10 protein-coding genes and 1 riboswitch are annotated in these 12,624 nt (G+C 43.1%); of the genes, 8 read left to right on the top strand and 2 right to left on the bottom strand.

Annotated elements, in window-relative coordinates:
* Positions 1-316 precede the first annotated feature (316 nt).
* Together CST_RS05465 and rsmI are read left to right on the top strand one after the other, a co-directional pair.
* Entirely contained in the window at positions 317-1,162 is an 846-nt protein-coding gene (locus CST_RS05465; protein ID WP_015358847.1) for a fumarate hydratase, read from the top strand.
* Positions 1,140-2,030 carry a 16S rRNA (cytidine(1402)-2'-O)-methyltransferase gene (gene rsmI / locus CST_RS05470; protein WP_237266378.1) on the top strand — a complete coding sequence of 297 codons (891 nt, stop codon included), beginning with the start codon at positions 1,140-1,142 and terminating at the stop codon, positions 2,028-2,030. Before CST_RS05465 ends, rsmI begins: the two co-directional genes overlap by 23 nt.
* Positions 2,031-2,080: 50 nt before the next feature.
* Here the strand turns inward: rsmI and CST_RS05475 are convergent, their stop codons facing one another.
* A complete protein-coding gene (locus tag CST_RS05475; RefSeq protein WP_015358849.1) occupies positions 2,081-2,323 on the bottom strand; it encodes an AbrB/MazE/SpoVT family DNA-binding domain-containing protein in 243 nt (80 codons plus the stop codon).
* A 289-nt stretch (positions 2,324-2,612) separates the two neighbouring features.
* Here CST_RS05475 and CST_RS05480 point away from each other — a divergent pair, with 289 nt between their 5' ends.
* The 4 genes from CST_RS05480 (at position 2,613) to CST_RS05495 (ending at position 6,017) form a co-directional block, all read left to right on the top strand.
* Entirely contained in the window at positions 2,613-3,200 is a 588-nt protein-coding gene (locus CST_RS05480) for a nucleoside recognition domain-containing protein (RefSeq protein WP_015358850.1), read from the top strand.
* A 2-nt stretch (positions 3,201-3,202) separates the two neighbouring features.
* A complete protein-coding gene (locus tag CST_RS05485) occupies positions 3,203-3,733 on the top strand; it encodes a spore maturation protein (protein ID WP_015358851.1) in 531 nt (176 codons plus the stop codon).
* Between the two features lie 128 nt (positions 3,734-3,861).
* Positions 3,862-4,548, top strand: a complete 687-nt coding sequence (locus tag CST_RS05490) for a response regulator transcription factor (protein WP_015358852.1) — start codon at positions 3,862-3,864, stop codon at positions 4,546-4,548.
* A complete protein-coding gene (locus CST_RS05495) occupies positions 4,545-6,017 on the top strand; it encodes a sensor histidine kinase (protein ID WP_237266379.1) in 1,473 nt (490 codons plus the stop codon). The genes CST_RS05490 and CST_RS05495 overlap by 4 nt, the downstream gene beginning before the upstream one ends.
* A gap of 65 nt (positions 6,018-6,082) precedes the next feature.
* On the opposite strand, the gene CST_RS05500 is transcribed toward CST_RS05495, so the two are convergent.
* Positions 6,083-6,850: a LysM peptidoglycan-binding domain-containing protein gene (locus CST_RS05500; protein ID WP_015358854.1), complete on the bottom strand. Its 768-nt coding sequence runs from the start codon at positions 6,848-6,850 to the stop codon at positions 6,083-6,085.
* Positions 6,851-6,984, bottom strand: a riboswitch (cyclic di-AMP (ydaO/yuaA leader).
* 225 nt (positions 6,985-7,209) lie between these two features.
* On the opposite strand from CST_RS05500, the gene CST_RS05505 reads away from it, so the two are divergent.
* Positions 7,210-8,595, top strand: a complete 1,386-nt coding sequence (locus tag CST_RS05505) for a S1C family serine protease (RefSeq protein ID WP_015358855.1) — start codon at positions 7,210-7,212, stop codon at positions 8,593-8,595.
* 240 nt (positions 8,596-8,835) lie between these two features.
* A complete protein-coding gene (locus tag CST_RS05510) occupies positions 8,836-12,591 on the top strand; it encodes a phosphoribosylformylglycinamidine synthase (RefSeq protein ID WP_015358856.1) in 3,756 nt (1,251 codons plus the stop codon).
* Positions 12,592-12,624: the final 33 nt, after the last annotated feature.

Raw genomic sequence — 12,624 nt, forward strand, 5'->3', positions numbered from 1 at the left:
TTCTTATTCCATAATTATTATGGATATAAGTCGAAATATAAAACGCTCAAGAATCCGTCCGGTTTCTGTAAAAGAATACCGGCTTTATTTCCTATAATACTAACACATACCCGAATGCCATTTCAATAGTAATTTTCCAATAACGAAAATTTGATTTTGGGAGTTTTCTTGTGTATAATTGTTTCAACCGCCGGGAACTTCTTACAGAAGACGCAGTAATTCTTTAACCGTTACAATTTATACCCGTTGGGTTTTGTACGCAGACAAAATTATAATGGCAAATACCGTATGACTATTGGACAGGGGTATGGGATTTATGAAGGAAATTCATGTGGACAGAATTACTGAATGTGTGGAAAAGCTTTGCATTGATGCGAATTATTATTTAAATCCCGACATTTACAATTCCATGAAAACCTTTCTGAACGCCGAAAATTCAGAAAACGGAAAAACGGTGCTGGATATACTTATAAAAAATGCCGATATAGCCAGAAACGAAGGAATTGCCATTTGTCAGGATACAGGTATGGCTGTTGTATTTCTTGAGGTCGGCCAGGATGTGCACATAGTCGGTGGTAACCTTTATGATGCCGTCAATGAGGGGGTGCGGCGCGGATACAGAAAAGGGTATTTAAGGGCATCAGTGGTTAAACATCCGCTTAAACGCGTAAATACCGGCGATAACACACCGGCGGTAATTTATACCGAAATTGTTGACGGCGATAAAATCAGAATTGACGTAGCCCCTAAAGGCTTTGGAAGTGAAAACATGAGTGCGGTGAAAATGCTCAAGCCTTCTGACGGAATTGACGGTGTCAGGGATTTTGTTATAAAAACGGTAAGCGACGCAGGCCCAAACCCATGCCCGCCGGTTATCGTAGGGGTGGGCATCGGCGGAACGATGGAAAAGGCAGCCCTTCTTTCAAAAAAGGCCTTGCTCAGGCCGGTCGGATCTTCATCCGCCGATCCCGATATCGCCGAACTTGAAAGGGAACTTCTTTGCAGTATAAACAGGCTGGGAATTGGCCCAGGCGGTCTTGGTGGGAATACCACGGCTCTGGGAGTCAATATTGAGGTTTATCCGACGCATATAGCCGGGCTTCCTGTGGCTGTAAACATAGGATGCCATGCCACAAGACATGCTTCGGCCATTATTGAATGAAAGGGTTGTAAGGATGGAAGAGGTAAAAACGGGAACGCTTTATCTGGTTGCCACACCCATTGGTAACCTGGAAGACATAACCTATCGGGCGCTGAAAACCCTTAAGGAAGTGGATTTGATAGCGGCGGAGGATACAAGGCATTCTTTGAAACTTCTGAATCATTTTGAAATAAAAAAACCGCTTATAAGTTATTTCGAGCATAATAAAACCAAACGAGGGGAGGAAATAATAAAACATCTTCTTGAGGGGAAAAACATAGCCCTTATAACCGATGCAGGAACACCTGGAATTTCCGATCCGGGTGAAGATTTGGTAAGGCTTGCAATAGAGAATAACATAAACGTAACGGTGATACCGGGATGTACGGCGTCGGTAACGGCTTTGGTACTGTCCGGTCTTCCAATCAGAAGGTTTGCCTTTGAGGGATTTTTGCCCCATGATAAAAACGAAAGGAAAAAATATCTGGAACTGCTTATTGATGAAGGACGGACAATGGTTTTTTATATATCCCCTCACAATTGCCTGGATGTATTGAAAGAAATGAAAGAGATTTTAGGGGACAGAAAAGGCGCCTTATGCAGGGAGCTTACAAAAAAATACGAAGAGGTAATCCGCGGAACCCTGTCGGAAATAATTGAAAGTCTCAAATCGGGTAACAGGATGAAAGGCGAAATGGTTCTGGTTATTGAAGGCGCGCCGAAAAAGGATGACTGCGAAAAAGAGGACTGGCTTTCGGTTAGTCTGGATGAGCATATGAATTTCTATCTCAGTCAGGGCTATGACAAAAAAGAAGCAATGAAACTGGTGGCAAAGGACAGGGGCATAACGAAAAGGGAAGTATATGCGCAATATATGCGGAAAACATAAAATCCGACTTTTTATAAAAGTCGGATTTTATGCATTCGCGAGGCTATAAATTATAAATTCTTTAATTCCTTTAAACAATCTGGACAGATGTTTTTGCCTTTGAAAACGGTGATGCCCTTTGCATTGTCACAGAAAATGCAAGCAGGCTCGTATTTTTTCAGAATGATTGACTCCTCGTCCACATATATTTCGAGAGCGTCTTTTTCTGCGATGTCGAGAGTTCTTCTCAACTCGATAGGCAAAACAACTCTACCCAGTTCGTCAACCTTTCTAACTATGCCTGTTGATTTCATATAAGTTCCACCCCCCTGAAAACAAGTTAATTCAAAACAATGTTCGACATTATTCAATCTTATCGTACCATAAATGCCAATAAACGTCAATGGGTTTTTACCGTATTAATAAATTGTTAACAATTATTTACTTAATACAATTAGTAGGATAAAAATCCTTTTACTACAATTTTATATCCAGTTTTTAACTCTGTAAACAAAAAAACTAAAAAATTTTTTAGTTATAAACCGTGGCCATGAATAATATTATAACCTGGACAGGTTTAATTTCAATAATGAAGGGGTAAAAATGCTTAACTATATCTGGGTGGGAATGATTATTGTCGGTATTGTCTGCGGGCTTATAACCGGAAGAATGGAACAGGTAACCGAAGCGGTAATTGCCAGTTCGGAAGAAGGTGTTAACCTTGCCATACTTCTTACAGGAGTTATGTGTCTTTGGTCGGGGCTTATGAAAATTGCACAGAAAAGCGGAATGGTAAATGCAATTACGAGAGCCACACGGGATTTTTTTGCAGGTCTTTTCACCGGTATTCCGGAAAACCATCCTGCGACAGGAGCAATTGTCCTTTCTTTTACCGCAAACCTTCTCGGCCTTGGAAATGCCGCCACACCCCTCGGTATTAAAGCCATGGAAAGCCTTCAAACCCTTAATGAAAAAAAGGATACCGCCACCGATGATATGATTTTGTTTATGGTTATAAATGCTTCATGTATTCAGCTTATTCCCACCAGCGTAATAGTTTTGAGGGATGCCGCAGGTTCGGTAAATCCCGCCTCGATAATTCCCCATGTATGGATTTCATCTTTAATATCAACGGTAACAGCCATTCTGTTCTATTTTATATTCAGGAGTTTTGACAAAAGGCGTGGTTAAAAATGACGGTTTTTATGAGCTGGATTTCGAAATCGGCCATTCCTGCACTGATAATAATAATCCTTCTTTCGGGAATTATTAAAAAAGTGCCTGTTTTTGATACATTTCTTGAAGGCGCCAGGGAAGGGCTTGAGACGACGGTAAGAATATTGCCCGTGCTTGTCGGGATTATGCTTGGTATTGAAATTTTAAGCAGCTCGGGGGCTCTTGACATGATTGTGCATCTGCTGAAACCGCTGGCGGCTTTTCTTAAAATACCAGAAGAAATTCTGCCAATGGCAATCATAAGACCCATATCGGGAAGCGCATCCCTCGGACTTTTAAAGAAGCAACTGGAAGAATACGGCCCTGATTCGTTAATAAGCAGAACTCTTTCGGTAATAATGGGTTCAACCGAGACGATTTTTTATACCATCACTGTTTATTATGGCGCAATAGGAGTAAAGAAAACAAGATATACTCTTTGGGTTTCACTTATCGCTGCTTTCGCCGGGCTGATTTCGGCGGTGGTGGTTTGTCGTATCCTTCAGTAGTGCATGGTTCGTCTGCATTTTCAGCGATTATTTTACCCCGGTTATCTTGAAATTTGAGATCAGATAATAGATAATATATGTGTCTGCCGATAAATAGCCTATACTATTGAATGCAGAGGTTTTTAACCATGAATAATAAAACCCGGATTCTGATTGTGGATGATGATATTAACATATGCCAGCTTTTAAAACTGTATCTTGACAAGGAAGGTTACGAAAACATTGCCGTACATGACGGAAAACAGGCTCTTGAAGTATTCAGGGAGTTTACGCCCAATCTTGTAATTCTTGACATAATGCTTCCCGGCATGGATGGATGGCAGGTATGCAGGGAGATACGCAAATTCAGTAATATACCTATAATTATGCTTTCCGCAAGGGATGAAACTTTCGACAAGGTGCTCGGGCTTGAACTGGGCGCAGACGACTATGTTGCGAAACCTTTTGAACCCAAGGAACTTATTGCAAGAATAAAAGCGGTATTAAGAAGATATGACAGGGTGGATAATTCACAGGAACAGCTAATTTTCCCCGGCCTTGTTGTTAATAAGTCTAATTACACCATCCGTGTTCACGGAAAGGAAATGGAGCTGCCGCCAAAGGAGCTGGAACTTCTTTATTTCCTTGCGTCCAACCCTAATAAGGTTTTTACAAGGGAGCAGCTGCTGGAAAATGTCTGGGGGTTTGACTTTTACGGGGATACCCGTACGGTGGATGTGCATGTGAAACGGCTCAGGGAAAAGCTTGAACCGCCTGATCCCCACTGGCAGCTGAAAACAGTTTGGGGTGTAGGCTATAAGTTTGAGGTGAAATGATGTTTCGATCGGTTTTTCACAAAATCCTTGCCGTGTTCCTGGTGGTACTGCTGCTGTGCTTTTCCATTGCAGCAGTATTTTTTAATTTTGCCATTAACAAATACGTAGTGGAACAGCGTACCCAGGTTCTAAACGTTTACGGCCAAAAGATTTTGTCCGCTCTTGACATTGTTTTAAAAAACAGGCTCGATCCCATGTCGTCATTTATATTTCAGAATCTGCTGGAGGGATTTGCCAACAACACATCGTCATTGATCTGGATAGCCGATGACAGAGGCTATCTTTTCGCTTATTCGTCCATTCCCGGCGAATTTGCGAATAAACTTAACATGGTAAGAGGTATATATCAGCTGCCTGAACAGAAACAATACGCAGTAAGTGAATCCGACGGTGTCGAAACCGAAATAGGGACATTCTACGGCTTGTTTGAGGATACCGGCATGAAATGGCTCACGGTCAAAATTCCCTTTTATTTCCCCGATATCAGGGTAGACGGAAGAGAGCTGAGGGGAAACGTTCTGATGCATACTCCGATACCCGAAATACAAAAGACCGGGTATACCATTTTTAGCCTTTTAATACCCGCAATTTTTATTTCACTGATTATTTCCTATATTTTGGTGTATTTTCTTTCGAAAAGAATAATAAATCCGTTGAAACAGATGACCGATGTGGCGCGGGAAATATCGTCGGGAAAATGGAGCACAAGGATACATCTTAACGGAAATGATGAAATAAAGGTTTTGGCGGACACGTTCAATCAGATGCTTGACAATCTGGAAAATCTTGAGAAAATGCGAAGAGATTTTATAGCTAACGTTTCCCATGAACTGCGTACCCCTATGACTTCAATAAACGGATTCATTGAAGGGATTCTTGACGGGACCATACCCGAAGATAAGCAGAAATATTATTTGAGTATTGTGAAGGATGAGGTAAAGCGTCTTTACCGGCTTGTAAGCGATTTACTTGACATTGCAAGGATGGAAGCGGGGGAAATAAAGCTTAATCCCGCAGTATTCGATGTATGCGAAGTGATAAGGCTTAGCGTTATTCAGCTTCAGCAGTTTATTGAAAGCAAAAACATAAATTTCAGGGCGAGTTTTGAGCAGGAAGTAATGTACGTTTACGCCGATAGGGATGCAATACAGAGAGTTTTAATCAACCTCATCCATAACGCCATTAAATTCACCCAGGAAAACGGAAATATTTCGGTGTCGGTACGAAACGTAAAAAACAAAGTCGAAATTTCTGTTTCGGATGACGGTCAGGGAATACCTCCCGAGGACATACCTTTTGTGTTTGACCGTTTCCATAAGGCGGACAAGTCAAGAAGCAAGGACAAAACAAGCGTGGGACTTGGGCTGTATATTGTAAAAAACCTTCTTAATGCCCATAAGGAGAATATAACCGTTGAAAGCGAACTGGGAAAGGGAACCACATTTACTTTCTGGCTTCCGGCGGCATGATAAAAATTCGGATTTTTGACAAAAAATAAAAGAGCCCGGAAATTCTCCGGGCCAATAAGCTCAAATTAATATGCGTAAATCATGTCACCTGCTCTTAAGGCAATGGGTTTGGACCAAAGCCATTTGTTCGTTGCGGTTTTGTCGAAAAAGTATAACGCTCCGTTTGTAGGATCGACACCGTTTAACGCATCATACGCCGCCTTCAGTGCTTCCTGTGATGCCGGCTTGTTTATCATCCCGTTTTGTACCGGCGTAAACTGGTAATATCCGTAGGATTTCTCATATATAACGCCCCTTATGGTATTCGGAAAGCGGGAATCCTTCACACGGTTTATAACAACTGCGCCAACTGCCACTTTCGCAGTGTATGGCTGATTGTTTGCCTCGGCTGTTATCAATCTTGCCAGCAGGTCAAGATCGCTTTGGGTATACGAAATTGCACTATTGTTTGCTGAAGCGGCGCTGTTAGCGGTTACTGACGCCGATCCCGGTATTATAAGCTTCTGTCCCACGTAAATCATGTCGTCCCATTTGCCGTTGGCCTTTCTCAAGGCGCTCAGTGTAATCCCGTATTTTTTTGCAATCAGGTATAGGCTATCACCTTTCTGAACCGTATAAACGGTTGCAGGAACTTCAAGCTTCTGACCCGGGTAAATTACCGTACTTTTAAGTCCGTTCCGGGTCATAAGTGTGCCTGAAGTGGTTCCGAAAAGCTGACCTAATGTATAGAGTGAGTCACCTTTTACCACGGTATAGGTGGCAGCGTTGGCAAAGGTCGGAACCAGAGATGATAATACCAGCACTGCAAAAAATACTTTTGCTTTTTTATTCATTTTTTCCCTCCTAACAGCCTCCGAGGTTAGTTGACGGGTTTGGGCCGAGGCGCCCTACCTTATACGTCGTATAAGGATTCACCCCAAAATTGTTCCCCCGTATTCCCGTTAGGGAAATTCGGCTTTTTTCTGCCCATCATTTTAACAGGAATGGATGGTTATTGTAAACCTGAAATATATAGTATCGGTGGAAGGTGGAGGAAAGATACATTTAAATGAAAATAACATTTAACAAATTATTCATACTGACTTAAAAAATCATGTTTAGAATAAAAGCGTAATCTGAAAATATATATTAAAGGACAAAAATACATTTACGGTTACATAGGTGAGTACCGGTCGGAAAGGAGAGATTGGATATGGGTGAATTTAATAACAATTATTATGATAATAATAATTCATACTCATACCAGGGTTATTCGTCAAATGACCATCAAAATACAAGCTCTTACTACAGCTATTATGGATCATATAATTCATATAGTCAGAACCAGAGTCAGAATTATGATGATCTGAAAACATCCTCTTTTTATTCTGAAAGCTATGAGAAACCGCGCAAGGGTAAAATACGCGAAATGCTTGTTCCAATGATAATTGTCGCTCTTATAAGCTCTGTTATCGGAGGCGCAGTGGTCGGGGCATGGTTCCAGTTCGGTGCTCCTGCCGTGGTTCAGAATAACCAGTCGTCAGGAAACTCTCAGACAGGAGTGCAGCAGATTAAGCAGGTGGAGATTGTCGGCAGTTATGAATCTCCCGCAACCGCCATTGCAGAAAAAGTAAGCCCTTCAATAGTAGGTATTAAGGTAACGTACTGGGTAAGCAATTATTGGTTTGGCGCACAGCAGAACAGCGGTTCAGGTTCTGGCATTATTATCAGAAGTGACGGGTACATTCTTACGAACAACCACGTTATTGAAGATGCAATCAGCTCAGGCAACGAGATTGCAAAAGGGGCTTCAATCGAGGTTATTCTTCCAAACCAGCCTGACGAGTCCTATGAGGCCAAAGTTGTCGGAAGGGACGAAAAAACCGATATTGCAGTGCTGAAAATAGAGCTGTCAGAGCTTCCGGCAGCGGAGATAGGCAACTCCGACGAACTGAAAGTAGGGGAATTGGCGATAGCAATAGGGAACCCTGCGGGTCTTGAGTTTATGGGTTCTGTAACACAGGGAATAATCAGCGGATTAAACCGTGAGATTCAGGTTGGAAACGGAAAGACGCTGAAAGTTATTCAGACCGATGCGGCAATCAACCCCGGCAACAGCGGCGGGGCGCTGGTTAACTCAAAAGGACAGGTCATCGGTGTTAATACGGTAAAAATAAGTGGTTCAGAATATGAAGGGCTTGGATTTGCAATTCCGATTAACACTGCGATGGAAATTGCAAACAGCCTGATTTCGGACGGATATGTAAAAGGACGCCCGCAGCTTGGTGTTTCAATTGATACAAGATTTACCGAAGAATTGGCAAAAAGTTATAATGTTCCGGTGGGATTGCTGGTTGCAGACGTTTCGCCTTTAAGTGCGGCTTATAATGCCGGTATTAAAGCGGGAGACATAATAGTTGAATTTAACGGTGTTCCTGTAAAAACTTTCAGCGAACTGGAAAATGAAAAGAACAAGTATAAAGCCGGTGACACGGTAACGTTAAGAATTTACCGCATTAAGAACACCAATGCGAGAGGTCAATACGACGGAGAATACTTGGACATACAAGTAACTCTCGGTGAAGATAAGGGTAACTGATTGAGTAAAATATAGCAAATAAATTTTGGAAGACGGCCGCAGAATACATGCGGTCGTCTTTTTTGCGTCTTTTTACTTTCAGGATTGTGTTTTCATGAATAATCTTTTCACCGCCCAATGTCCATATTCCGGGTATTAGCCAGTTTTTATTGAACTGTTTTGCAAAATATGATAGATTTAGTAAGGCAGAATATGTCTTAAATTAGTGTTTTAAAATTTATAAAAAAGCGAGGAAGGATAATGGCTGTCAGGAGAATTTACGTTGAAAAGAAACCCGGTTTTGATGTAAAAGCCCGTAAATTAATGGAAGAAATAACCGAATACCTGAAAATTAAAGGAATTGAAAATGTCAGAATTATAAACAGATATGATGTGGAAGGTATTTCGGACGAAGACTATGAAAAGGCGAAAACACTTATTTTTTCCGAGCCTCCGGTTGATTACGTTTATGAAGAGGAACTCCCCCTGAGAGACAATGAAAGGGTTTTTGCAGTGGAGTATCTCCCCGGACAGTATGATCAGCGTGCAGACAGTTGTGCCCAATGTATTCAGCTCTTATCCGGAACCGAGCGGCCTGAAATACGGGTTGCCACGGTAATAGCAATTGGCGGGGATATTTCCGACAAGGATTTTGAAAAAATTAAGGAGTATTATATAAACCCGATTGAAAGCAGGGAGGCGGCTTTAACAAAACCCGAAACACTCCGCGAAGAGTACGCCGTACCCGACATGGTTGATGTAATAAAGGGTTTTACCCTTATGGATGAAGAAGCCCTGGAAAAACTTATTACCGAATTGGGATTTGCAATGTCCGTTGAAGATCTTGTCTTCTGCAGGGAGTATTTTAAAAATACCGAAAAGAGAGATCCCACCGTTACCGAATTAAGAGTAATTGATACCTATTGGTCCGATCACTGCCGTCATACGACATTTCTTACAGAAATAGAAGAAGTTTCCTTTGACAAAGGTTCTGTATCCGAAAAAATTTCCGAAGTTTATAATCTGTATCTTGAGACGCGTAAAAAAGTGTATAAGGACAGGGAAAAACCCGTCTGCCTTATGGATATTGCAACACTGGCCATGAAAGAACTGAAAAGAGAGGGATATCTTAATGACCTGGATGAATCCGACGAAGTCAATGCATGCAGCATCGTTGTTGATGTGGATATAGACGGCAGAAAGGAACCTTATCTGGTAATGTTCAAAAATGAGACCCACAATCACCCGACTGAAATCGAACCATTTGGCGGAGCGGCAACCTGCCTTGGCGGTGCCATCCGTGATCCGCTTTCGGGAAGGGCCTATGTATACCAGGCGATGAGGGTCACGGGAAGCGGTGATCCAAGAACTCCGGTAACTCAGACACTTCCCGGAAAACTGCCGCAAAGGGTTATAACAAGGAAAGCGGCATTGGGTTACAGTTCATACGGAAATCAGGTGGGACTTGCGACAGGCCAGGTTAATGAGATATATCACGAAGGATATGTGGCCAAACGGATGGAAATAGGCGCAGTAATAGCAGCAGCCCCAAAATCCAATGTGGTCAGGAAAAAGCCTGAAGCGGGTGATGTGGTTATTCTGCTCGGCGGCAGGACGGGCCGTGACGGATGCGGCGGCGCCACGGGATCATCGAAGGCGCATACCGAAGAATCCCTGACAAAATGCGGGGCGGAAGTGCAGAAAGGAAATCCGCCGACAGAGAGAAAAATACAGCGTTTATTCAGAAATCCCGAGGTTACAAGGCTAATTAAAAAATGCAATGATTTCGGCGCAGGCGGTGTTTCGGTTGCAATCGGAGAGCTTGCCGACGGCCTTGAGATAGATTTGGACGCCGTTCCGAAAAAATATCAGGGACTTGACGGAACTGAACTTGCAATTTCGGAATCCCAGGAAAGAATGGCAGTGGTGGTTGCGAAGGAAGACGCAGAGAGGTTTATAGCCCTTTCCGCGGAAGAGAATCTTGAAGCAACCATTGTTGCAAGGGTTACCGACACTAATCGCCTCGTAATGAAATGGAACGGAGAAAAAATAGTGGATATCAGCCGTGAGTTTTTAAATACCAACGGGGTAAAACGGAGAACAAAGGTAACCGTTAAGGAACCCGGGAATATTTTTGACAATTGCGGGCAGAAGGACGGCCGGGATTTTTCCGAAAACTTTAAAAATAATCTCCTGCGGCTTAATGTATGCAGTCAGAAAGGCCTTATTGAAATGTTCGACAGCACGGTGGGGGCGGGCACGGTTCTGATGCCGCTTGGAGGCAAGAATCAGTTAACGCCTGCTGAAGGAATGGCGGCTAAAATACCCGTAGCAAACGGAGAAACAAGAACGGGCACACTAATGTCCTTCGGATTCGATCCCGATATTTCATCAAAAAGCCCGTTTCACGGGGCGGTATATGCCATTGTTGAGTCGGTGGCCAAAATTGTTGCTATGGGCGGGGATCACAGAAAAGTCAGACTGTCATTGCAGGAATACTTTGAAAAGGTGGGAGATGATCCCGTTAAATGGGGAAAGCCTTTCAGCGCGTTGATGGGTGCGTTTTATGCCCAAATGAAGATGAAAATTCCCGCTGTCGGCGGAAAGGACAGCATGTCGGGGACTTTTAAGGACCTTAATGTGCCTCCGACGCTTGTTTCTTTTGCTGTCAGCGTTTGCGATGTTACAAAGGTTATATCTCCGGAGTTTAAAAATCCCCGAAGTACAGTTGCCGTTGTAAAAATAAAAAGGGACGAGCTCGGGCTTCCCGATTTTGAACATTTGGACAGGACTTATGAAAGGCTGCATGGTTTAATAACCGAAAACAGGATTGTTTCAGCATGTACGGTGAAATGCGGGGGTATTGCCGAAGCCATTTGCAAAATGGCTTTTGGAAACGATATAGGGTTTAGCTCAAGGACAGGAATAAGCCCTGAAAAGTGGTTTTTGCCCGACTACGGAAACATTGTGGTTGAGGTACCGGGCGGGCACGACATTGATGAACTGTTTGAAGGACTTGATTACGAAGTCCTCGGAGAAACGACTGATGAGCCCGTGATTTCCGTCGGTAATGAAAAGTGGAATTTGGATGAACTGAAGGAATTGTGGCAGTCGCCGTTGGAAAGCATATTCCCGACGAAAGTAAAGGAAGAAGAAAGAAAGCCAATGAATATAATGTTCGACGGAATGAAACCGGTGCACCACAGCGGTACTTTCGCGAAACCGCGGGTATTTATTCCTGTTTTTCCCGGAACAAACTGCGAGTATGAAGCCGCAATGGCCTTCGAAAGGGCTGGAGCCGTTACCGATATTTTTGTAATGAAAAACCTTACTCCGGCAGATATAAAAGAATCAGTAAAGATCATGAAAGAAAAAATCAAAAACAGTCAGATAATAATGCTTTCGGGAGGCTTCAGTGCCGGTGACGAACCCGACGGTTCGGGAAAATTCATCGCCACGGTATTCCGCAATCCTGAGCTTGCCGAAGCCGTGATGGAATTTTTAAAGGTGCGCGACGGGCTGATGCTCGGGATATGCAATGGCTTCCAGGCTCTGATAAAACTTGGGCTTCTGCCTTACGGCGAAATCCGGAGCCTTGACGAAAAGAGTCCTACGTTGACGTTTAATAAAATAGGAAGACACGTCTCATGCGTTGTAAGAACAAAGGTTGTATCCACATTATCACCATGGCTGTCAAAATGCATGCCCGGAGACATTCATACGATAGCTGTGTCCCACGGGGAGGGAAGATTTGTCGCCGATGACGATATTTTTGAAGAGCTTGCAAGGAACGGCCAGATTGCAACCCAATATGTGGATTTTGACGGGAATCCTACATATGATATCCGGTTCAATCCCAATGGGTCGCTGCATGCAGTGGAAGGCATAACCAGTCCTGACGGAAGGATATTCGGAAAAATGGGCCATAGTGAGCGGTATACGAAGTATACACTGAAAAACGTACCCGGGGAAAAGGATCAGAAGCTATTCGAAGCAGGGGTAGAATATTTTAAATAACCGTGCTCACAACCCATGCCTGAAGCATAGAAT

This window comes from Thermoclostridium stercorarium subsp. stercorarium DSM 8532 (genome assembly GCF_000331995.1).
In the GTDB taxonomy this organism is placed as follows: Bacteria; Bacillota; Clostridia; order DSM-8532; family DSM-8532; genus Thermoclostridium; species Thermoclostridium stercorarium.